The sequence below is a fragment of the Lujinxingia sediminis genome (assembly GCF_004005565.1).
Classification (GTDB): domain Bacteria; phylum Myxococcota_A; class Bradymonadia; order Bradymonadales; family Bradymonadaceae; genus Lujinxingia; species Lujinxingia sediminis.
In genome coordinates this window covers 1-22,930 of the sequence record NZ_SADD01000004.1, presented here as the reverse complement: position 1 = coordinate 22,930, position 22,930 = coordinate 1, and the positions used below count along the sequence as shown (strand labels likewise).

Here is a 22,930-nt window from a genome sequence, read left to right as displayed (position 1 = left end):
CGGAGAGTCGCCCGGGGTGGTGAGGGCCGCCGACCATCCCCGTACCGGGGTCTGGTGTGGGAGCCGGAGTGCGCTCTGGCGAGCGTGTCGGTGCGGCTTCGGACGAAGGCGCACAGTGGGGAATGGGGCGTGACGAAGTTCATCCTGTTCCGGGGTGGGGGGAATGACCCCGGCCTCCCCGCGGGAGGGACAGTGCTCCGTTTCAACGGAAGGGGTGATAGCTTGAATGCCAGGTTCGGCTTCGTCTGGTGATGAACTCATGGCACCCGGCCCTCCCGGACTCATACAACACGAGATAAGGGGGCTTCCCGAATTCATGTTTCGTATGAACAGGGCGTCTCCCCACATTGCTCAGGGTAGGCTCAAAGAGGATTCCTCCTGTCAGGGAGCGAAAGTAACCTCGCTTGAGTCGGTGCGGTTGTAACGCCCCGATGCGCGTAGCTCAAGCTTAGCCGGGGGTTTTTGTCGTTGGTGTGACTCATCGGTCATCATGGGCGACGCTCCCGCGAATAAGGTAAAAGTCCGGTTGGGGCGCATGAAAAGGTGAGGAGCGCGACGAAGCCTGGCAGGAGCGATGAGGGGAAACATTCCTGCGGCCATTCGCGCTCAGAAGGGTCGCGCCGGAATGAGGTGATGTGCATTTATTGAATTCTGTGAATTCTACTGAGGAAGGGGCGCTTGAGATGAGATCGCCCGGCGCAAATCTGGCGTTTTTCCTGCACATCAGCCTCGTGAGAGCCTCTCAGAGTTTGAGGATGCTCTCGGCTTCGCCCAGGGCGAAGCGCGCCATGCCCAGGTTGGCCTGGCTGCGATCGACGGCCAGGTAGAGGAAGATTTCCGGGCGTTCGGTGAGCGGACGGATCAGGTGGTACTGGTTGGAGAGGGTGATGAGGATGTCTTCCACGCTTCCCTTCAACTCCAGGGAGGCCATCGCGCGCTGCTTGGCTTTGACCACCTCGGTGTTGGCGGCCACGGCCAGCTCCACGTTGAAGTCGTCGGAGCCGCCCAGCGAGCCCATGACCATGCCGCTGGTGCTGTTGCCGACGGCTCCGGCGATGAAGCCGGCGGTGGTCGCGAGTTGTTCGAGGGCGGTGGTCAGGATGCTGCTCATGATGGGTTCCTTGGATGGGGTTTGAACGGGTTTTGAAGTAGTTGCAGGGGCCGGAAGCGCCGGGATGGCGTCGACCGGGGTCAGGGCCCGGGACCACCCCGAAGTAGGGGTGTTCAGGCGCCGGCGCCTGAAGCGGGTGGCCTGCGGTTGAACAGGGCTTTGAAGTCGGGGCACCGGCGCGTCGGCCTCCGTGTCACCCCTGACTCCGGGAATGCCTTCGAGGGTGGAGGAGGGGGCCGGCGGGGCCGGAATTATCAGTGTTTCCAGGCTAATATCGGCCCGCACAGGGGCCACTTTGCGGCGGGAAGGCAGGGGCGGCGGAGAGGGGGTGTCAGGGGTGCGCTTCATGGCGAGGTCCTGGTGTGATCGGGCGATCGGGGGGGATGCCGGCGGGGGGAGGCGGCAGGAGGGGAGAGGGCGCAGCGGGGATGGCGAGTCTCAGAGCGCTGCGGCGACCCTGTGTAGCGACTTGTTTGTTTTTGTACAAGGGTGGAGCTATCTGGCTGAAGTTAAAGCGAAAGTAGGGCGTTGTGAAAGGAGGCCGAACGCCAGGAGGGCAGCCCGGGCTGAAGAGAGTTGTAAGCACCTGTTCAGAACGAGTCCAGTAGTTTTGAACACCTTTTGAATGGTTTTTGCCCAGCCCGTATTCCGAAGGGCGCAGGGAGCAGTACGGTGCCCTGATGTGGCGCCGCGATCGTGCGCGGGGATCGCCAGCGCCCGGACCGTACAAAAAAAAGCCCCCCGGGGTGCGACCCCGGGAGGAGGTCGCACCCCGGGGGGCGCGCGCAGTCGGGCAGCCTCGGCTGCGCCCCTCAGGGGAGCGTCACGCTCATCGGGGTGGCCGTCGCGGTGGTGGTGCCGATGCCGAGCTGCCCACCGGCGTTGGCTCCCCAGCAACGGAGGATCTGATCCGAGGTGATCGAGCAGGTGTGGTAGCCCCCGGTGTCAAAGACGAGGGTCCCGGAGCTATGGCCGGGAACGTCCCGGGGCCTGAAGGTTCGGGGTTCGGTGTCGGCGGTCTGTCCTTCCGAGTTACTGCCCCAGCATCTCAGCCCCCCGGTGTCCATGCGGGCGCAGGTGTGGTTCTCTCCGGCCCGCACCTCCTCCACGCCAGCCAGAAGGGTGACTTCGGTGGGCGGGTCGATGGTCGCGGAGCCCGAGCGGTTACCCAGCTGTCCGGAGCCGTTGTGGCCCCAGCAGATGACCTGGCCGCTGCCGTCCATCGAGCAGGTATGCAGTCCCCCGGCTGCCAGGCCAGCGGACTCCACGTTGCGCGAGAGCTCCGTCAGGGTGTGGCGCGTGGTCTGAGTGCCATCGCCGAGCTGGCCGACGGAGTTGTTACCCACGCACAGGGTCTTCGTCGTTGCCGTGTCGTCGATCACCACACAGGTGTGGGCGGTGCCGGCGGCGATGTTCACCACGTCCCCGTTCGGGACGTTGAGCATCGGGGTGGGGGTGGCCCGGTGGGTGGTGGTGCCATCGCCCAGCTGGCCCTCAGCGTTGCGGCCCCAGCAATGAGGAGTCCCCCCGGCGGTGATCGCGCAGGTATGGTCACCCCGCGCCCCGATCGCCAGGGAGAGCACCGGCTCGCTCAGACCGGTGACCGGGGTGGGGACCAGGCGGTCCACAGTCGTTCCGTCGCCGAGCTGGCCCTCAGCGTTGCCTCCCCAGCAGTACACCTGACCGGCGTCGCTGAGCCCGCAGGTATGACTGCTCCCGGCGTAGAGCGCGTTCAGGACGATGCCCTCCAGTCCCTGGACCGCCACCGGTACCAGGCGGCGCTCGGTCGTGCCGTCGCCCAGCCGACCGTCGGGGTTGCTTCCCCAGCAATACGCTCGTCCCTCGGCGTTCAGCGCGCAGGTATGGCCCGAACCCAGGGCCAGGCGTCGAGCATCGCGGCACCCGTCGGCGGCGGGCTGGCTGCTCGCCAGGCACACGTAGTTGCAGGTGCCTTCGATGCACGCCGTGAGCTCGGCGTCGCTCCCATAGGCGGCGCAGCTTCCACACTGGAGCGTCTGGCCGCAGCCGTCATCGACCGGACCGCATTGCGCCGCCAGATCGGCACAGCTCAGCGGGATGCACGTTTCAGCGGCATCGGAGAGGCCTGTGTCCCCGGTTCCCGCATCGTCGGCATCGGGGATGTCAGTGTCGCCCGTAGCGTCCGGAGCGCCCGTGTCGTCTGGAGCGCCCGTGTCGTCTGGAGTGCCCGTATCGTCAGCGTCGGAGATGTCCCCGGCGCCGGCGTCGATCGTGGCATGGCCCGCAGTGTCGGAGCAGGCCGTCAGCAGGGCCAGGCTGGCGAGCAGCACGATGAGGTGGCGAGCCCTGCGGGATAGGGAGGGGGGCAAGTGCATGGCGTGTCCTTGTCTGGCGAGTAAGGAGTCAGGAGCGGCATCCCTTCGGCGCGGGGGGGCGGTGCCCCCCCTGAGACGCCCATCAGGTAAGCAAGCGGCGGCAGGGGGGAACCCGAGGTGGCCCGTCATGCCTATGCATCGACGGGCCGGCCAGCATGCGACGCTCAGGGGAGCGTCACCTCCACCGGGGTGGCCGTCGCGGTGGTGCTGCCGTTGCCGAGCTGTCCCGAGCCGTTGCTTCCCCAGCAGCGCACGATCTGATCCGACTGGATCGAGCAGGTGTGGTTGGCGCCCGTGTCAAAGTAGAGGGTCCCAAAGGTATGGCCCGCGACGTCCCGGGGCGTATCGGTGCTGGGCCGGGCGTCGGTGGTCTGTCCGGAGGTGTTTTTGCCCCAGCATGTCAGGCCGCCGTTATCCATCTGCGCGCAGGTGTGGGCCTCTCCGGCCCGTACCCGCACCGCGCCGGCCGGGATGGTCCGCTCGGTGGGCGGATTGAAATACACGTCGCCCGAGACGTTGCCGAGCTGACGTGTATCGTTGCGGCCCCAGCAGATGACACGGCCGTCGTAGGCGTTGAGCGAGCAGGTGTGGTGGCCCCCGGCCCCCAGATCAAAGGAGCGCACGTTGCGCGAGGTCTCCGTCAGGGAGTGGCGCGTGGTCTGGGTCCCATCGCCCAGCTGGCCGATGGCGTTGTCGCCCACACAGAAGGTCTTCGTCATCCAGGTGTCGCTGTGCCCCAGGCAGGTGTGGGCGGTGCCGGCGGCGATAGCGACCACGCCTTCGCTCGGAGCGTTGAGCAGGGTGGTGGGCGTGGCCCGGTGGGCGGTGGTGCCGTCGCCCAGCTGGCCCTTATCGTTGCGGCCCCAGCAGCGGGGGGCGCCCCCGGCGGTGATCGCGCAGGTATGGTCTCCCCGCGCCCCGATCGCCAGAGAGAGCACCGGCTCGCTCAGACCGGTGAGCGCGGTGGGAACCAGGCGGTCCACGGCCGTACCGTCGCCGAGCTGGCCGTACGCGTTAGCTCCCCAGCAGTACACCTGACCGGCGTCGCTGAGCCCGCAGGTATGGCTCTCCCCGGCGTAGATCGCGCTCAGGACGATGCCCTCCAGCCCCTGGACCGCCACCGGCACCAGGCTGCGCTCGGTGGTGCCGTCGCCCAGCTGACCCTGAGCGTTCGCCCCCCAACAGTAGGCTTGCCCCTGAGCATCCAGCGCACAGCTGTGGGTGCTTCCGGCGGCCACGCGCAGGTGATCACGACACCCCTCGGCGCTCGCCAGGCTGCCCGGGCGGCAGGCGTATTCACAGGTGCCCTCGATGCATCCGGTGAGCCCGGCGTTGGTCTGATAGGCGGCGCAGCTTCCACACTGGAGAGGCTCTCCGCAGCCGTTGTCGACCGGACCGCATTGGGCCCCCAGATCGGCACAGGTCAGCGGGATGCAGGTCGCATCGGCATCGTCGGTATCGGAGATGTCCGTATCGTCGGTATCGGAGATGTCGGTGTCGTCGGTGTCGGAGATGTCCGTGTCGTCGGTGTCGGAGATGTCCGTGTCGTCGGTATCGGTATCATCGGCGTCGGGGACCTCTGCATCGCCGGCGTCGTCGGTATCGGAGATGTCCGTATCGCCGGCGTCGATATCCTCCAGCGGCTGCACGCAGACGCCTTGCTCGCTGCAGATGTAGGGCTCGTCGCAGGTGTCGTTGGGGTAGCAGGCCTCGGCAAGTCCGCCGGCCGCACGGGTGGGATCGCTGTCGATGTCGGAGCAGGCCGTCAGCAGGGCCAGACTGGTGAGCAGCGCTGCGAGGTCGCGAGCCCGACGAGGTAGAGAAGAGCGCAGGTCCATGGCGTGTCCTTGTAGGGTGTGAAAGGAGCCCGGAGCGGCATCCCCTCAAAGTGGCGTCTCGCTGCCCCCTTAAGACGCCGGAAAGGAGGGCGGCGGCAGGAAAGAGACGGAGATAATGAGTTCGGTGTAGAAAAGCGTTGACCGGAGGGTTAGTCAAGTGCAGGGCGTATGGCCTGAAACAAGCGCCCGCGCTCAGGTTTTCCCCCGGATAGAGGGGCTTTCCGGGGGCGCGGAGCACGCGTCTGGCGAGCGGAAAACAGGCGTTTTCCGAGGAGATATCCGCGGCACCTTGCCTCCCCGGGGGGGCTCTCCGGAGCCGATGAGAAGCCTCGGAGGGCAAGCATTCATGCGCCTGATCGACCTTTGGCGTGCTCGCTCTTCGCCGCCTGCGAGGCCGGCGAGTAGGCCTGAGCAGACCACGAGCGCGGGCTCGGTCCCTGGGGGGGCTATGGCGAGTAGACGAGGGGCGCTCCGGCCGACATGATGGGCGACGATGCCCGCTAAAAGGGGGAAATTTTAAGACAAAATAAGATGGCGCACCCGGCGGTCCACGCGTTATCCGAGCGAGGCCTTTGTGCGGGTGCCCAATCCCTTTCCTCCCCTACCGACCGAGTCCCCCCTATGACATCCGAGTTAAGACGCCTGGCTCTGGCCCATCAGGGGCTGACCTCGCCAGGGACGTTTGGCACTGGCGAGTCGGGAGTGCTGCGCGCCATGGAGCATCTGGGCTACGTGCAAATCGATACGCTCGCTGTGGTCGAGCGGGCCCATCACCACGTGCTGTGGAGCCGGGTGCCGGGCTACGAGCAGGACCACCTGAACCAGCTGGTGAGCAAAGGGCAGATCTTTGACTACTGGTTTCATGCCGCGTCCTACCTGCCGATGCGCGACTACCGCTTTGCGCTTCGCCGCATGACGACGATTCGTCAGGGGGAGAATCGCTACTACAAAAACCTCGATACCCCGCTGATGCGCGAGATTCTGGCGCGGGTGCGCGCCGAGGGCCCCACCCGCGCGCGGGACTTCGAGCGCCGGGCCGCGAGCTCCGGCAAGGCCTGGGGCGGCCGCCCGGTGCGCGCCGCGCTGGATACGCTCTTTATGATGGGCGAGCTGATGATCTGCCGCCGCGATGGCATGGAAAAGGTGTACGAGCTGAGCGAGCGCGTGCTGCCCGAGGGCCTCGACCTGAGCATACCCACCTTGCCCGACGTCGCCGCCTACCTCTTCAAAACCACTCGCCGCGCCCATGGCGTGTTCACCTGGAAGCAGCTCCTGCACCTGCAAAAGGGCAAGGCGATGCGCGAGGCCATGCGCGCGATTCTCGACGCACATCTCGACGCGGGGGAGGTGGAGGAGGTTGTCCTCGGCGATGGGTCGAGCGTTTACGTCGACCTCAAGGCGCAGGAGCGCGCGCGTTCGCTGGAGTCCGCGTTTAAACCCGAGCCGGCGCTCCAGATCCTCTCGCCATTCGACAACGCCGTGATTCACCGCGACCGTCTGAGCTCGCTCTTCGGGTTCGACTACCGGCTGGAGAGTTATGTCACGGCGTCCAAACGGCACTTTGGTTACTTCTGCCTGCCCGTTCTCTTTGGCGACGCCTTTGTGGCGCGCATCGACGCGAAGGCGCATCGGGCCGAGGGGCGGCTGGAGGTGTTGAGCGTGCACCTGGAAGATGTCGCCTTTGAGAGGGAGCGCTTCTTCGTTGCGTTAAACGATGAGCTTCGGCGATTCGCGACGTTCAACGGGTGTTCAACGCTCGATGTCCGGGTGGTGGAAGAGGCCCGTCGAGGGTGATGCCCGCAACGGGGGGCCTTGATCTCTCCGTGGTGAAGGGCCAGAGTCAGTCCCATGCGAAGCATGGCTTTGAACCCACCCGAACGAGGGGGCTTTAATGAATGTTTGGATGCAGCGCGCGGTGATGGTCGGACTGGTCGCCCTGAGCCTTCAGCTTGGCTCCTGTTCTTTTGGCGACGCCCCCCTGGAGGGGGATCTCTGCACAAACACCTGCCCCTATGCGGGCGACGGGGAGTGCGATGACGGCGGTGAGGGGGCGTTGTATGGCATCTGCGCGCTGGGAACCGACTGCCGCGACTGTGGCACCCGGCATTCAGAGGGGGAGCCGGACCCGGGGCCTTTCCCGACGCCGAATCCCCTTCCAGAGCCCGAACCCGAGCCCTGGCAGCCGCCCCAGCTTGAGCCCGGGGAGATCTGCACCAACACCTGTCGCTACGCCGGCGATGGCCAATGCGATGACGGTGGCCCGGCCTCGCAGTTCAGCCTGTGCGAGTTGGGCACCGACTGTGAGGACTGCGGGATTCGGGTCGAGGGTGGCGACACGGTGTGCGTGCCCCGCTGTCCGGAGGGGTTTTGTGGCGCCGACGGCTGCGGGCAGACGTGCCCGGCGTGCGACGAACCGGTGTTCGGCGAGGACGAGGCGCGCCTGCGCCTTATCGTCGGCGATCACCGGGGGCGAAGCTCGACGCGCAAGGTGTGCTTGTATCGCGCGGGCGACTCGCAGCCCTTTAAGGTGCTGACCCGCGCGGCGGTGACCGAAAGCCGCATCGCGATGGTGTATGCCGAGTACGTCGCCGTGCCGGCGATCGCGGATCTCCAGGTGGCGCACCTGGCCTGGGATGATGCCTATGACGAGAGCATCGAAGGCTGCGACGCGTCGCAGGCCCGGCCCCTGGGGGACGAGGGGCTGGTGGCTGGCGAGTATCACACACTGGTCATCGCGGCGTATGAGCAGGACGCACGTGGGAGCTGTGCCGCCCATGCGGAGGTGGAAGGGTGCGGGTTCTATCCGGCCAGAAGTGAGACGTCGGGGAGCGCCGCGGCGTGTCCGGCACCGGCGGCGATGCTCGTGCGCGACGGGCAGCGCGTCGACGGCAGCTATCAGGCCGGCTGGCGCGTGGTGAACGTCACCGCCAACGCCGAGATCATCGCCGCGAGTGGCGAGGACAACCTCTGGAACCGGCACGCCAGTCTTTTCAGCGCTCAGGGCGCGGCCGAGGCGCAGTTCTACAACACGCTGGCGTTCACAAGCACGGTGCGGGTCTGCCCGGCCTATCTGCTCTGTGAGCCGGGCGTGGACGAGGAGGCGCAGAGAGCGGCCGTAGCCGCCTGCACCCGTGGCGAGGCGTCGTGGTTGCTGGCCGAGCTCAACCACGCCCGACTCAGCGCCCCCGACCAGGCCACTACGGTCTATGCCTTTGGCCTCGCCGGGCACCTCAACGCGACGGGCGACGGCATCATCGGGCAGGAGATCAGCCTGGTGGTGGCCCATGATGTGAGTGATGGAGAGCTGCCTTGAGGGTGGTGGGGGAGGCTTGAGATAACGGTTTTTCATGAAAGGGCCGATTTCTAAGCGTTTTTCACGGGCCCTAAGTGTTTTTCGTGAAAAGGTCGCTTTCTAAGCGTTTTGCACGGGGCATGCGCGCCTGTCGCAAACACACCGCTCGCATGCGCTCGCCGGCCCCCAGGTCCGATCGCAGGCCAGCGCTGAGGCCCCCCAACCCACCCCCGGGCGAGTCGGAAGCGATGCCGGATGCCGCGCGCTCCGCTAAAACCGGAGCCAAACGCGTCGACTATGACAACCTGGCACGCTGATCCGCCGGCCGGACAAAAAACATGGGATCGGGGTGTCGACCCCGGGAGCAGGTGCCCCGGGGGGAGGGCGGCGAGGTGTTGAGGGCGGCGCGAAGGTCGCGGCGCTGAGAGCTCGCGGTGTCGAGGCCGGGCTTCGGTGCCCGGGGGGGTAACGTGCCGGGGGTGTCGAGGCCGGTAGGGGGACCGGGCCGGGTGTCGCCGGGTGGTGTCGAGGGCGTCGCGGGGTGCCCGGGGGGCATGGAGGCCGGGTGTCGACCCCGGGAGCCGGTGCCCGGGGGGAGGGCGGCGCGGTGTCGAGGGCACCCTCTCAGGTGGTCGGGGTATCGCCGGGTGGTGTCGAGGGCGGCGCGGAGGTCGCTGCGCCACAGGGTCGCGGTGTCGATGGCGAGTTTCGGTGCCCGGAGGGTAGCGTGGAGGGGTGTCGAGGGCCGGTCGGGATGCCCGAAGGGTAGGGTGGTGGGGTGTCGAGGGTAGGTCGAGATGGCCGGGGTGGCCGGAGCGTGGGGTGTCGAGGGCGGCGAAACATGGTGGGAGGGGATAAGGACGTAACACCGAGGGTGCGGGAGGCCCGGAACGTCGTGCAGCCAGGGAGCGAGCACGTGCGAGTCTCTGGCTCATGAATCTGCGTGATCAGGAAGGTTAGGAAGAAGGCCAATGGGGGCGATGGCTGCCGATAACCCGGGGGGCTGGCGGTCAGCCGCCCTGGACGCCGGGAATCTGAACACGCGCCGTGTGTCTTTTCTTGAAGAGAGCGCTACGCTGTCAGTGGCACTTCGTTCCCGAAAACCCGGAAGAACCATGACGTCTCAAGAACATCCCTCCAATACTCGACGCCCTTCCATTCTGAGTTATGCGATGCAGATGGCAGAGGCGCATGTAGACGATGAGGAGGGTGACATCTCCGTTTATTTGTCTTGGGAAGGTGGAGAGGTGCGCCTTATCGAAGTGGTCGAGCATGCCCCGATAAGTGAGGAGCCTTTGCCGTTTCGTTTCGCAGCGCAACCGGAGCGTAAGTTGTATTATCCCGTGGTTGTTTTGTTAGTGAACGCTGACGCGTGGAATGACAGTGTTGATAAGAGCGAGCTATTGCCCGACGGGTGGCGCATGCAGGAGTTTTCTCCCTTCGTAAAAGTAACTAAGTCGTGACTGTAACACGAGACCAGCGCGAAGCGTGGGCAAGCGCTTATGTGGATCAGGCGCGGGAAGATCTGCGTGTCGCGCAGATGCTGCAAGGACGGCATCCCTCTGTACTGGCTATGCTCTTACAGATGGTCTTTGAAAAACTGGCCAAAGCCGCGCTGCTCTACAGTAAGAAAATCGACGTCGAGGATGCGCAACGGACCCATAAAGCCGCAGAATCCTTGATGGCTATTTTTCGCACCCATCCCCGATTTCTGGGGGTGTTTCCGGGAACATCTCAACGTCGTTGGTTGCCAACGGCTAAACTCGTCGCTGAGCTTACGCGCTTGCATCCCCAGATCGCCCGCGGCGGGCCTCATCTTGAGTATCCCTGGGAACGAGAGGACGGCACGATCGGGGTGCCTGCGCGGGACCTCGAGCCACTCCTGGAAAGTCTCTGGGGTTCCCCGCAGGGCCAGCTCAAACGCCTCAGCGACCTGTTTACGTTCGCGCGTATATTGGCCGACAACGCCGAGAAGGTCTTCGGGTAAGCGTGTCTGACACGCGCCGTTGGCCGTTCGCGCGGCGCGCAAGCCTACTTCCGCTTGCGACGTTTTTTCTTACTCTTCGTCGCCTTGCAGCTCACGCTTCCCATCGCCGCAAAACCCGTCAGGCGCACCACGGGCGCGCCGGACTTCACGTCGCGATCCTTGCCGTAGAAGGAAGCCAGGATGGGCACGCCCGCCGTCTCCACCGCCACGCCCTGCGGCACGTACACCTTCAACTCACCGAACGCGACGTTGCAGCGAATCTCCAGCACGCCGGAGTCGAAGTCGGCCCCGCTGAGGTCGATCCTGGCCTCGCCAAAGAGCACCGTGGCCTCAATGCGGGAGGGGGCCGGACCGTCGATCGTGCGCTTTGTCTCCGAAAACACACACATCACCCGCATGGCCGCCCCGGCCTGAACCAGCTCGCTGCCAGCCTCGTAGGGCACGAGCTCGTCGGAGGCCTCGTCGGGCAGATCGTCGACAAGCACCAGGAGGTGCTCGCGCTTCTCGGCCCGGCTGGCGAGCTCCAGACGCTCGTCGAGCTCGTCCAGCGTGAGCAGGTCGTCGGCGTAGGCCTGCTGCAGGCGCTCGATGGTCTCTTCGCGAGCCGGCCCGAGCTGGCCGCTGCGGGCGCGGGGGACGCGGTCGGGGGGGAGGTTTTTGGGCATGGGGGGGCCGGGCGTGGGGTAGCACGGTGGTGGAAGCGAAAACAGTGGGTCGAAGACGTAGGACGAAGTGGGGTGGGTGGCAAGGAGTTTGGAGGGGCCATCCCGATTCTGTTCGTGAGAGGACACCTGACACATGGAGAATCCATGGATCGTGATGCACAGAAAAGTCGGGGTGCGCCTGGAAGGTATGTCTTTTAGACTTGGGTCAGGTCAACACATCACAGGCGGGGACTTATGTTGTGGTTTAACCTCGCTAAAACCGTACGTATGGATGGCGTGAGATATGACAAAGCCCCCGAATACACCGCCGACGCTTTCCCACGGTTTGATGATCCCCTGGGACGCTGAGGAGCTCCACGTAGCCTCTGACTCTGCGCGCACGGCGACCTACCGAAGGCTGCAATCGCACTATCGTGAGCATGTGCTGGGCGTTGGCGTGGGGTGCGACTCGAAGGAGATCCCTCGGCCAAACCTTCTGCCTCGTAAGGCGGTGGAGGAGAACCCGGGGCTCAATTTCCTGAGCCCGGAGATCACCGAATACGCCCGGGCGCGCTTAAGGTATGTCGTCTGCCATGGCGGCACGCTTGAGGAAGACCGGCTCTACCGGAACATGCTCTCGAGCATGCCGATGTGTTTCAATATTTTCGGGTACTGGCGCCAATACCCCATCTCGGCCGCACAACTGCTCGGCGAGCTGCTCGACCTGGATATTGCTGCGATTACGGCGATGGAGGTGGAGTGGATTCCCCGCGGCGCGCACCCTCTCGGCGATAAGACGGCGTTTGATGCCTACGTCGAGTACCTGACGCACGATAACGAGGTGGGGTTTCTGGGCATTGAGACGAAGTACACCGAGCCCTTCAGTGCGAAGGAGTACGACCGGGAGAACTACCGAACGCTGACGACGAAGGCCCACGGGTTTGTTGAGGGTGCGGCGGATGTGTTGGTAAAGCGGGCGACCAACCAACTCTGGCGGAACCTGCTATTGGTGAAAGCGGTGCAGGAGGCTGAGGGGTTCAAGCATGGCCACGTGGTGGTGCTGGCGTTGGAAGGGGATAAGGGCGCGGCACGGGCTGTGGCGGGAGTGCGGGGGCAGTTGGAGGCGCCGGAGAGTTGCGTGCGGGTGGTGTCGTTGGAGAGGTTGGTGGCGGGTGCGGTGGGGCTTGGTGGGGAGGGGTATGAGGCGTGGGGGAGGGCGTTTGATGCGCGGTATTTGGAGGTGGGGGGTGGGTGTGATAACTCAATGAATTCCCGCAGTTTCTCGATGCCTTACTGGGACAACCTCATCGTAAATGACTGGCGACGGTAGGGCCCGATTCAGAGATCGCTTTCCTACATGCGCCCGAGCAGGTCGAGAAAGGACCGAAATGCTATACTTGTGAAGAGCGTGCTTTGTAAACTCTAACTGAGTTTGACGTTTTGATCGACAAGTACACCGACCAAGGGTAGTACATGTTAAAGGTCCTAGGGGCGCCACCGTACTTTTTGTTGACGAGATTTGAATTTTGAAGGAGAACGTCAAGTGGTTCGGCGGTGTGCGAAGATGCGTGAAGTTACCCTATGATTGGATTAGAGGAGCTAGGCGGTCTTAAAAAAAATAATATTGTTCGTATCAGGGATGGTGTCGATGTAATAAAGTAGGTTTGTGTTTGAGTGTTTTGTTTTTGTGGTTTTGTTAGTGAGTATATGTTGTTTTGTAGGGTTGTGTTTGGTCTAAGGGGGGGGTAATTGTTCTTCTTTTTGAATTGTTGCGTAAAAAGTTCGATGCTAAAAAAAACCACGTTAAATGCCTTCGTTGGCCTTGCCGTTCACGGGTTGCCTATATGACGATCACTGTCCCCGAACTCAATGCACGTATCGATTATTCAGGAGCGCAAGGTTGCACCGTTTGGGTTGGATATGTGGTAGAGGATAAATCCGCATTTCGACAATTTTTGGCCGGGCCTGTCCATGAGCGAGGAGCTGATGCGGAGTTCAATAACGCTTGGGAGAAAGAGATTAAGGCATTGGATTCGACCGGTATGAGCTCGACCTTTCTCGAAGATTTTCTCGGCGCGTCGGTTGAAGAGAAGAGCTGGGAGATCGGCGAAGCGCTTGCTGAGACAGTGTTGGCGACCGACGCCGAGCGGACAGTGGTTTGGCCATGGAACGAGGCGCGGGATCGCAAGACCCCTCGAGCGAGTCTTCCAGGAGCGGACCTCGTAGGATTTGTCGAAGACCACCTCGGGGTTAAGCTCATCCTCGGAGAAGTTAAAACTTCTTATGATGCGAAGACGCCTCCGAGCGTGATGAGTGGGAGGACCGGGATGGGCTGGCAACTTGCAGATACCGCAGCATCATTAACGATTCTTAAAACGCTCTTTAAATGGCTCCGCGCGCGCTGCTTGAGTGACGTACTTCTTGTTATGTATCACCAAGCCTTAAAGCGTTTTCTTACTTCCGACGGTAAAGATCTAGCGATTGTTGGTGTTCTTTTGAGAGATACAGTTCCTGATGAGCGAGATATCAAAGGCCGAGCTACGTTCCTGGCAGGAATGCTGGCGACACCGACCCAAGTTGAACTTTCCGCTTGGTACTTGCCGGAGAAGATCGTCGATTGGCCTGAGATCTCAAGAGGTATGTTATGACCTCATGGCTTATAGACGCGATGGGGAATGACCGCTTTAAGCGAGCTGAAGAAGAGGCGAGCCGTCGGCGAATTGGTGGGGCCCTTGGTCTGGAGCCAACGTTTCAGGTTAATGACGTTGAGTTGCGTCAGGTTGTTTCGCTGCTGGAACTCGAAGTGTTCGATAAGCTCTGCGGAACGAACGCTGATGAGCTACGGCAAGTCTGTGGTAAGGCTTTCCAGATATCCCGAGTCTTGCCCCTGGACGACGAACGTCAATCACGCGGGGAGCAACTGCTCAGACTCGCATGTTTGGCTATGTTGGGCGATCGCGGCGCGGATATTCGCCGTATTTTAGCCGATGAATCCTTTGACGGGCTAATTCTCAACGAAGAAGATTGGGGCGCTAGGGTCTGGTCTTTGACACTCGACACTTGGCTGCGACTGATTCGAAAAGCAGGTTGGAGCGATTTAGATCGGGTTCAGGAGAATGTGGCTTGTCTCCGACAAGAACAGGGCGATGGAGAGCCATCATACTTAAATGGCCTAAAGTCTCGAGGTCCGGCCTGGCAACTAGTTGCTGAATACCACCTCGCAAAAGTTGCGGAAGTGCTCGCCGTCTTTCTCGGCCAGGGAGAGACCCCGACGGGCACATTCGACGTGCGAGAACAACTCGAGCCTCATTTTGAGCGAGCTCTTGCGGCTTGCAGCCGTGGCCACCTTATGGAGCTTGAGTTGCTCGTGAGGCTCCTTGAACGCACAGCGTATGTGTTGGTGGAGAATAGTATTTGGACCGTGACCCGCGCCGTGAATAGCCGAGTCACGAAGTTCGTCCGTCATTTGGTCGCTAAAACCCAGGCTCGCCCGCTCTTCGAAATGCTGCCACCTCAAAGACGAACATTGCGCGAGCAAGGTCTTCTAGGTTCCGGGTACCGTTCCGTGGTGGTTAGCCTGCCCACGTCAAGCGGAAAGACTTTGATCGCGGCATTTCGCATTCTACAAGCCTTGAATCAATTCGATCATGAGCGGGGTTGGGTAGCTTACCTCGCTCCAACGCGCACCCTCGTCCGGCAAGTAGCGGTGCGCTTAAGGCGTGATTTCGCACAGATTGGTATCACGGTCGAGCAAGTCAGTCCGGCCCTCGAGGTCGATGGTATCGAAGCCATTATGCTCACGGATGCAGATCGGGATCGGCAGTTTCGCGTACTCGTGACGACTCCTGAGAAGCTCGATTTGATGCTTCGCGGTGGTTGGGAGGAGAAGATCGGACGCCCGCTGACGTTGGTCGTTGTCGATGAGGCCCACAACTTGGCCGATCCCCATCGCGGCATTAAGTTAGAGCTCCTTCTCGCTACAATTAATCGTGAGTGCAGGTTCGCCCAGTTTTTGCTCCTCACTCCATTTATCGAAAATGCAAAGCAGATTGCGATGTGGCTCGATCGTGAGAGCAACTACAGTGTTGAGCTGACGTTGGATTGGACCCCGAACGACCGAATGATTGCCACTGCCGAACGCGAGCAAGGGGAGGAGCGAGGGGCGTTCCAGGTGAAACTTAATCCGGTTCACACATCACGCTGTACCTTGGCAATTCCAGAAGATCTGACCTTGCCTGAGACTCGTCCTTTAGGAATGTCTTGGTCCAAGGCTAAGCAGCGCGGAGCGCTGGCTGCAGCGACTGCACATCAACTTAAAGAAAGGGGAACAGTTGTTGTCCTGGCTGGCACAGTGCCGAATTGTTGGAGCCTTGCAAGACTCTTTAAGGTTAAAGAGAATCTTCGCGCCAATGTCTCAGAGGATGTGAAGTTGGCGCAAACATTCTTACGAAACGAGTTTGGGCCAGATTTCCCGCTTATCGAGTTGCTAAACTATGGCGTCGGTATTCACAACTCTGGAATGTCCGACGACACCAAAACGCTTATTGAATGGCTTACCGAACGTGGTCAACTAGATATCTTGGTCGCCACAACGACAATCGCTCAAGGTGTTAATTTCCCAGTATCTGCTGTAGTCATGGGCGCTCATCAGTATCCTTATGGCCAAGAGATGCCTCCGTCTGACTTTTGGAACCTTGCCGGTAGAGCCGGCCGTGTTGATCAGGGTGATTTGGGTATCGTCGCCATCTCGGCTCCAACCGATGAATATCGTGTGAAAGTCGAGACATTTATCGGAAACAATGTTGGCGCCTTAAACTCTGCGCTCATTAAAATGGTGCAAGATGTTGAGGAGGTTAATCTTCGTAATTTGTCGAGTCTTGCCTGGAAGTCGGAATGGTCTTCTTTTCTCCAATACCTCGCACACACCTACCGTCAAATCGGCGATCATGATCAGTTCGTCGCCCAGGTCGAACAGGTATTACGCGGAACCCTTGGTTTTCGTGAGCTAAAACAAACTCATCCCATGTTGGCCGACCAACTTTTGACAGGCGTTCATCGATATGGTGCGAGTATGAGAGGTCAGCCTTTAAAGCTCGTCGATAGCACTGGATTCTCATTAGAGTCCGTAAGGTACACTCTTGCGCAGCTTAAAAATGCGGAGATTGGTCCTGAAGTTTGGGCTTCTAATATATTTGGGGGGCCGAAGCCGCATCTGCAAAGCATGATGGGAGTGCTGATAAGTATTCCTGAACTTAAAGAAAATTTTAAAGATGTTTTAGGGGGGGGCGGCATTAATGGGGATGAAGTCGCTCGAGCGGTGTGTGACTGGGTTCAAGGTGAGTCGATTCAGTCCATGGCGAATAAATACTTTGACGGTAATATCTCGAAGTGCTGTCAACAGCTTTTTGGCAAGATCACTCAAACCGCATCTTGGGGGATGGCTGCGATTCAGACGCTGACATTGTTAGATGACTTTGACGATATGGATGAAGTCGAGCAAAGACGCGTCCGAAACTTACCGGGTAGGGTCTATTACGGAGTAAATAGTGATGAAGCATTAGTTTTGAGGCTTGCTGGCGTGCCACGTACGGCCGCTGAAGGGCTTGCCCGTGTTCTCGATGTGAAACCTGATATGCCGCTTACTGAAGCACGTAGCGCCGTTCAATCAAGCAGCGATGCTGAGTGGAGTCAGGCGATGGGGCCTATCGGTCCAACATATAGACGAGTTTGGTCCATTCTCGAGGGTGAGGGCGAACTCGGTTGATCATAGCGTTGAGATAGTAAAGGAGTATCAGCGATGAGTAAGTATTCTGTCGGAGGAAGGGTTTTTTCGTCAAAAGGGGAGATTCACGAAGCCGTTTCCAAAATCAAGAGCAAGTACGAGAGGCTGGAGAATGTTATGGGTGACGATTTTGACTTTATTTTAGGTCTTGCAAGGTTTCATGGTGACTACGGTAAGAAGTTTCCGAAAGGTATTAATCAGATTAAGCTGGACCACGGCGATCCTGCACATTCACACGCCTATGCTATTGGTAATGAATGCTTTTGGGGACGTGCTAGCGAACAAGAGGAGTGGGTAGATTTTTCATGTAGGAAAGCCATTAATGACATTCCTGTGCCGAAGCGTATTGATGGTGAATGGTTAGTGCTCTCCAAGTGAGTTGATAAGGCCCGGGTTATTGCGCCCTTGAATTGAGGCGATCCCAGCTCAGTGATCCACTTGCCTGAGAACAACTTCCTCGCTTAAAATATTGTATAAACAACAACTACGCACTGGATCTTCGAGAGCGCGTCATCGCAACATGTAGTGCCCCCCATAATTCAAGCCACCAACTCGCCAAACTGAGCACCATACTCAGCCGGTGATTTGTACCCGAGCGCCTGGTGGGGTCGCTCGGTGTTGTAGAACTCAACCCAGGTCTCAATCGCCTCCCGGGCCTGTGCAAAGGTCTTGAAGTTCGTCATCCAGATGCACTCCTCTTTGAGCGAGCGGAAGAAGCGCTCAATCAGCCCGTTCTGCTGCGGTGTGTAGGGTGTGATGAATTCCTGGGTCAGGCCATACTGCTTGCAGCTCCCGATGAAAGACTTCGATGTGAACACCTTGCCATTGTCGCTACGCAGCACCGGCCGCGATTCGCCATTGGGGTAGATGAGGCCAAAACGCTTTAAGCATGCGCTTTCCAGGGCTCGCTGTGCCTCCACGGCACGGCCTCGACGCGCGACATCAATGCCAACAATCTCGCGGGTGCAGCAATCAATCACAGCCATCACGCCAATCCAGCCGTCCTGCTCGCAGTACAGGCTCGTTGCATCCATCGCCCAGCGCTCGTCAGGTTGTGAGGTCTGGGAGATGGACTGAGCCACACGTGGGCGGGGCGTATTCACGATGCACCGGGCCTGCCAGCCGTTCTCACACATCAGGCGTTCCACTCGTTTTTTGTTGATGCAGCGCAGGTCTCGAAAACGAAGCCAGGCCCAAATTCGGCGGTAGCCCCAGGTCGGGTATTCCTTTATGAGCTCCTGCATCCGCTCCACGAGCTCCCGCTTCTCGCGCTCCTTCTCGAGGTTGACCACCCGGCGGCGCACACCCTTTTTCTGCCGCCAGACCGTGGAGCGGTTCAGCGCCAAAAGTCCGCACAATTTTTGCTCGCTCACGGCCGGGTGACGTTCCATCAATCCTCGGAGCGCCACCCTGAGCCAAAAGGGTCCAGCTTGGCCATATGATGGACCTCCTTGATGATGTCGATGTCCATCACCAGCTCGCCAATTTTCTGCTGCAGCTTCGCGATTTGGGCATCTTTGCGCTTAATCTCTTCTTTCGGGCGGCTCTTCAGCCCGTTCTCACCCGCATCCAAAAAGGTCTCGTACCACTGCTCAATCTCGCTAGGCTTGAGGTCGTACTGGCGCGCAGCCTCGTTCACCGTGGTCTCCCCGCGGATAATCTGCAGCACCAGCGCGGTACGACGTTTTGAGGTCCAACGCTTGATGTCTTCCGGCAATTCTTCGCTCATCTCACCCTTTTAAACCGACGTCCTGGCCAACACCCAACCCGATTCTGACAGGTTTGGCTTGGCCAGGCACCATTGTCATAAGGGTGGTTTGATTGTCAGGGGGGGCAGAATACTGGCGCGCAGCCACGTTCACCGTGGTCTCCCCGCGGATAATCTGCAGCACCAATGCGGTACGGCGCTTCGAGGTCCAACGCTTGATATCTTCCGGCAACTCTTCGCTCATCTCACCCTCAGTAAACTGACGTCCTGGCCAACACCCAACCCGATTCTGACAGGTTTGGCTTGGCCAGGCACCGTTGTCGTAAGGGTGGCTTGATTGTCAGGGGGGCAGAATAAGGCGGCATGATTTAAGAGATGACTGTCCACGAAACCGGGGCAACTTCGGTTCGCTGAAGACGCTGGTGGCGGATTTAGAATCTAGGAGGAAGCGGTAACCCTCAGAATGACGCGCTTTCACATACTGCCCCGCATGTAAGGCACATCGATTCTATTGTGTAGATTACGTCACCTTTACAGTCTTTTTTCGGGCACGGTTGGCGAGTAATTGGGTGTTTCGTGTTACAAACAAAACAGAACGCTTGGTCATCTGCGACCTTTGAGAACGTCGCCTCTCGGATATAGTCGTATTCGCCGTGATAACAGGATGGGCATAGATAGTTTCTGCCTCCTTTCTTCGGATGGAAATTCAGATACCTTTCGGACTCGGAGGGCTCAAGCTGCTGGATTAGCCACGCCATCTCATAGGCCATGTAATCCGATATATGATCGCCATGGGTTAAAATTGTGTCAGTATCATAATTCGCTACAAACCAAGCTCGAGTGTCTCTCCAATTCTCGTTAGCAAGGTGCTGCGCCACTTTCAGAATCAACCGCAGTGGCTCTTCACACACTTTCGACAGCGGTACGCTTGTTGGCGGGGTTACTCCATGAACATACACGTTGCGGTCCTTGCGGAGGATGTCGAACATATTCACGAAGCTATCTGGTAGAGGTTGTTTGAGTACACTATTACATACGCGCACAAGATCACCCGCGTCGACCGTTTGAAACTCGGAATAGGACTGGTCTTTGCCAGGCCACTTTGAATGATCGTTTTTTAGCAAGATGAAGGGAGATACTTCCGCAATCTTCGCCTTAAGGAGGAACTCCGCAGCTTGCGCGATAAGGGTGCGACAAACGCCGAGGGGGCGTTGGATTGATCGAGCCAGACCTAAATGCATCTGTTTTCTATAAGCTATATCTTCCTTTACCCATTGAATCTCCAGATCGTCCAGATCGTCCCTCTCCTCGTCAACTTTAGGAAAGCTAAGGAAATCGTTGATCGCACTATCAACTCTCCTTAGTTCGTCCCAGGCGAGATTGAGTAGAATGCGCCCTTCGTTCCGAAAATCTTCATGGTTGGGTACGTTTGTAATCAATTGGTTTCCTGATCGTGCCAAGTGTGATGGGTTGGATTTGTTAAGGACGGTTATCAGTTGCGGCAAAATGTTTAGTTGGAGGGTCCTCTGGTTTTGTTTATTTGGGTTTTGATTATATAAAGGCGGTGGCACTACTCTAGGGATGAACGGGCGACGGGGACGTCAGGTATGTTCGTTCAACTTCGGATGAAGTCGTTGTGATAAAGTCGAGGGTGATCGACACCACTTCCCAGAGCACCGTTGAATTTAATGTCCAAACAGGAAACGGGTGAGCGTGAGCCGAAATGTTGCGAACGCCACTAACGACACGCGCCATCGCTCCTTTGTCTCCGGCTAAGGCGTCTTTAATAATTGGATAGGCGGTCGCTTTCGTATCTATATCAAATTTACGTGGATATGAATTTAGGTCGAAACCAAGATTGCCCACATTACTACGGCCATTACACATTTTTCCGAATGTTACTCCGGACTGAAAATGCCCGTTGAAGTGGAGCCGTTTTGCGCTAGCCTCTGCCGCTACAGCTAAATCTTCCACGGCGAGGAGATAGGCTCCGATTGGTTGAGGTACGTTCGAACCTCTTTGGTGAAAAATCAGGCAAGTTCTAAACAGCCCAAGATGACACCGGGAAAGTAAGTAGAGGTCGGGGATGCTGCTTATAAGGCGTTCGACGACCCCTAACCTTTGCGAATCTTGTAAACCATCGTGGAAGTGGGTTCCGGAACGAAGCCAATTTTTGAAAAATCTGGTTCGTAGCTCGTTAAACAACCTTTGCGTTCGAAACAAATCACCCGCTGTGGTGCCGGTGTGATGTTGGTCCTCCTCGTCAGCAAATAAGAAGTACCTAAACGCGGCGTCTACATCTCCATTTGCGACATGCACTAAGCCAAGGTTAAAGAAGTGAGTTCCTTTATCAACGTTTCGCCATGATGCATCTCTGATAAGGTGATCTGTCAGGTTTTGGAGGACTTGCATCAATGCGAGATGACCGTGGGCGCCACGGTTCCAGACAATACCGGCATAATCCAAGGCTGTCCAAAGCTCTTTAAAGAACCTGGCTCCAAAGTTGGATGTGGTCGCATTGTTAGCGATTTGGTCGTCAGCATAATTGATTAGTGCTTCCGACGTATCTGCTGATGCGGTGGCGACCCCTTTTAATGCATTCTCAAGTTCGTCAGGTGTTTTGTTTGGAATGTTGCCCTCCCTATTAGGTTTTATGTTGTAAGGTTTGGTGTTGATGTTTGTTTTTAGTTGTTTTGATGAAATTACTTAACCACGATGGGCACGTCTTTGCCGGCCTCCCAGGCTTTGAGATCGTCGGGGGAGGCGCTGATGGCGCTGGCGAGTTGGGGGATGGAGAAGCCCGCGGCGGTGCGCTCGGAGCGCAGCCAGTCAGCGAGTGATGTTTGGTCGGTGCTCATACGTCGGAACTTCCTTGAGCAGATGTGGTGGTCTGAAAGGTCCCCACCGGAGTCGTTGCGAAATGTGAAGCTAGAGTAACGACCCGAACGGGGGATGGCAACAGGGTTGATGGATCGGGATGGGGAGACGAGGGTGGGGGATAGAGCGTGGGTCAGACGCCCTTATCACCTTGAGCTCGGGCACCACCCCTTACCAGTGCAGCTCCTCGCGCTTTTCCCTGACCGCATAGGTTTCCACTACCACCTGGCCATCGCGCATGAAGGCGAGTTCGAGGAGGTCGTCGTTGACGACGCGGACGTGAAGGCGATGGTCGTCGTCGGGGACGAGATGGATGAGCGGATGATCAGGGGGAAGAGAAGTATCGAGGTAGTGGGATGTCGCATAGTCGTCGACGCGGACTCTTTCGACGGGCATCGTGTCGGGGTCAATTTCGGCGCAGTCTTCAGCGAACCATTCTTCGCTGCATCCCGTGGTGAAAAGGGCAATCGCGCAGAACGCTGCGGCGAGTATCCATCGGGTCGGGTGGGTCATTGGCGTTCCCCCTGGTCGGCGACAAAGGGCTCAAAATCTTCGGGCATGGACTGACGTGAATAGAGGAAGCCCAGAGGGTTGGCGTCTTCGCTGATGGTATAGTCGAAGTACATGCCTTCGCTGTAGATGCCGGAGTACCAGGTCAGGGTCATGTCGTCGTAGCGATCGTGGAGTTCGGCGGGCTCGCCATCGATGGTGACGGCGATGAGCTCAAGCTCCCAGACTTCGACCTTCGCGGGCCAGGTGCAACTGAGGGCGGCGATGGGGAGGGCGATGACCGAGATGCCGATGATGATGAGCAGCGCGACGCCGAGTTTGGGGCGAAGCATGAGGTCTCCTGAGGATGAGAGGCGGTGCGGGGCGAGGCGAGGCTTAACGGTGAGGGGTTAAGGTAGCGTGTGAGCGAACGCATGTGAAATTTGAGGATGAGGGAGTGCGGTGTGGGTTGGGAGGGGGGAAGGCGAGGGGAATCGGAGCGTGGGGAGCGGCAGACGAAAAGCGAAGAAGTAAAAAGTCAGGATTGAGAAGGAGGAGGCAGAGAAAAAGCGGCGCCATCCAGGTGGATGACGCCGCTTTCCGTTGAATCGTGGTGCGTGGCTTAGCCGTAAGTACTCGCCAGAACCCACCGACACACTCACATCCCCGCTGATACCGTGACGGCTCAACTCAGACTTCAACGAGGAGCCCTCATGGACCGCCTGATCGCAAAAATCGACGACCTCAAAGCCCGCGCCAAAACTCGCGACACGATGCGCTACCCGCGCGCATTTAAAGATGATGCGGTCGAGCTGGTATCCGAGCTTAGCGAGCAGGGGTGGACGCAG

At 59.4% G+C, this 22,930-nt stretch carries 20 protein-coding genes; 8 read left to right on the top strand and 12 right to left on the bottom strand.

Features of this window, described 5'->3' with window-relative positions:
- Positions 1-742: 742 nt before the first annotated feature.
- The 3 genes from EA187_RS09285 to EA187_RS09275 form a co-directional block, all read right to left on the bottom strand.
- Entirely contained in the window at positions 743-1,111 is a 369-nt protein-coding gene (locus EA187_RS09285; RefSeq protein ID WP_115604057.1) for a hypothetical protein, read from the bottom strand.
- An 812-nt stretch (positions 1,112-1,923) separates the two neighbouring features.
- Positions 1,924-3,465 (bottom strand): RCC1 domain-containing protein, encoded by a 1,542-nt coding sequence (locus EA187_RS09280; protein WP_164856156.1) that lies wholly within the window; start codon positions 3,463-3,465, stop codon positions 1,924-1,926.
- A 164-nt stretch (positions 3,466-3,629) separates the two neighbouring features.
- Complete coding sequence (locus EA187_RS09275) at positions 3,630-5,303, bottom strand: RCC1 domain-containing protein (protein ID WP_127780092.1); 1,674 nt, start codon at positions 5,301-5,303, stop codon at positions 3,630-3,632.
- A gap of 621 nt (positions 5,304-5,924) precedes the next feature.
- On the opposite strand from EA187_RS09275, the gene EA187_RS09270 reads away from it, so the two are divergent.
- The 4 genes from EA187_RS09270 (at position 5,925) to EA187_RS09255 (ending at position 10,582) form a co-directional block, all read left to right on the top strand.
- Entirely contained in the window at positions 5,925-7,097 is a 1,173-nt protein-coding gene (locus EA187_RS09270) for a winged helix-turn-helix domain-containing protein (protein ID WP_127780091.1), read from the top strand.
- 97 nt (positions 7,098-7,194) lie between these two features.
- Positions 7,195-8,616 (top strand): hypothetical protein, encoded by a 1,422-nt coding sequence (locus EA187_RS09265; protein WP_127780090.1) that lies wholly within the window; start codon positions 7,195-7,197, stop codon positions 8,614-8,616.
- A gap of 1,094 nt (positions 8,617-9,710) precedes the next feature.
- Positions 9,711-10,058, top strand: coding sequence for a hypothetical protein (locus EA187_RS09260; RefSeq protein ID WP_127780089.1), 348 nt, complete (start codon positions 9,711-9,713; stop codon positions 10,056-10,058).
- On the top strand, positions 10,055-10,582 hold the full coding sequence (locus EA187_RS09255) for a hypothetical protein (protein ID WP_127780088.1): 528 nt from the start codon (positions 10,055-10,057) through the stop codon (positions 10,580-10,582). Before EA187_RS09260 ends, EA187_RS09255 begins: the two co-directional genes overlap by 4 nt.
- Before the next feature lie 44 nt (positions 10,583-10,626).
- Here the strand turns inward: EA187_RS09255 and EA187_RS09250 are convergent, their stop codons facing one another.
- Complete coding sequence (locus tag EA187_RS09250; protein WP_164856155.1) at positions 10,627-11,247, bottom strand: DUF1707 domain-containing protein; 621 nt, start codon at positions 11,245-11,247, stop codon at positions 10,627-10,629.
- Between the two features lie 283 nt (positions 11,248-11,530).
- On the opposite strand from EA187_RS09250, the gene EA187_RS09245 reads away from it, so the two are divergent.
- The 4 genes from EA187_RS09245 (at position 11,531) to EA187_RS09230 (ending at position 17,386) form a co-directional block, all read left to right on the top strand.
- Positions 11,531-12,556, top strand: coding sequence for a PGN_0703 family putative restriction endonuclease (locus tag EA187_RS09245; protein ID WP_127780086.1), 1,026 nt, complete (start codon positions 11,531-11,533; stop codon positions 12,554-12,556).
- A gap of 514 nt (positions 12,557-13,070) precedes the next feature.
- A complete protein-coding gene (locus EA187_RS09240) occupies positions 13,071-13,874 on the top strand; it encodes a hypothetical protein (RefSeq protein ID WP_127780085.1) in 804 nt (267 codons plus the stop codon).
- Positions 13,871-16,990 (top strand): DEAD/DEAH box helicase, encoded by a 3,120-nt coding sequence (locus EA187_RS09235; RefSeq protein ID WP_127780084.1) that lies wholly within the window; start codon positions 13,871-13,873, stop codon positions 16,988-16,990. Before EA187_RS09240 ends, EA187_RS09235 begins: the two co-directional genes overlap by 4 nt.
- A gap of 33 nt (positions 16,991-17,023) precedes the next feature.
- A complete protein-coding gene (locus tag EA187_RS09230) occupies positions 17,024-17,386 on the top strand; it encodes a DUF3223 domain-containing protein (protein WP_127780083.1) in 363 nt (120 codons plus the stop codon).
- A 161-nt stretch (positions 17,387-17,547) separates the two neighbouring features.
- Here EA187_RS09230 and EA187_RS09225 read toward each other — a convergent pair whose 3' ends face one another.
- The 8 genes from EA187_RS09225 to EA187_RS09190 form a co-directional block, all read right to left on the bottom strand.
- Positions 17,548-18,399: an IS3 family transposase gene (locus EA187_RS09225; RefSeq protein ID WP_127780082.1), complete on the bottom strand. Its 852-nt coding sequence runs from the start codon at positions 18,397-18,399 to the stop codon at positions 17,548-17,550.
- Complete coding sequence (locus tag EA187_RS09220) at positions 18,399-18,737, bottom strand: DUF1153 domain-containing protein (RefSeq protein WP_127780081.1); 339 nt, start codon at positions 18,735-18,737, stop codon at positions 18,399-18,401. The genes EA187_RS09225 and EA187_RS09220 overlap by 1 nt, the downstream gene beginning before the upstream one ends.
- A 1-nt stretch (position 18,738) precedes the next feature.
- Positions 18,739-18,960 (bottom strand): hypothetical protein, encoded by a 222-nt coding sequence (locus EA187_RS21145; RefSeq protein WP_127780080.1) that lies wholly within the window; start codon positions 18,958-18,960, stop codon positions 18,739-18,741.
- A gap of 214 nt (positions 18,961-19,174) precedes the next feature.
- Positions 19,175-20,155 carry a hypothetical protein gene (locus tag EA187_RS09210; RefSeq protein ID WP_127780079.1) on the bottom strand — a complete coding sequence of 327 codons (981 nt, stop codon included), beginning with the start codon at positions 20,153-20,155 and terminating at the stop codon, positions 19,175-19,177.
- Between the two features lie 136 nt (positions 20,156-20,291).
- Positions 20,292-21,182: a hypothetical protein gene (locus EA187_RS09205; RefSeq protein ID WP_127780078.1), complete on the bottom strand. Its 891-nt coding sequence runs from the start codon at positions 21,180-21,182 to the stop codon at positions 20,292-20,294.
- A gap of 236 nt (positions 21,183-21,418) precedes the next feature.
- Positions 21,419-21,574, bottom strand: a complete 156-nt coding sequence (locus EA187_RS09200; RefSeq protein WP_127780077.1) for a helix-turn-helix domain-containing protein — start codon at positions 21,572-21,574, stop codon at positions 21,419-21,421.
- A gap of 190 nt (positions 21,575-21,764) precedes the next feature.
- Positions 21,765-22,106, bottom strand: a complete 342-nt coding sequence (locus tag EA187_RS09195; protein WP_127780076.1) for a hypothetical protein — start codon at positions 22,104-22,106, stop codon at positions 21,765-21,767.
- Positions 22,103-22,435: a hypothetical protein gene (locus EA187_RS09190; protein WP_127780075.1), complete on the bottom strand. Its 333-nt coding sequence runs from the start codon at positions 22,433-22,435 to the stop codon at positions 22,103-22,105. Before EA187_RS09190 ends, EA187_RS09195 begins: the two co-directional genes overlap by 4 nt.
- Positions 22,436-22,930 lie beyond the last annotated feature (495 nt).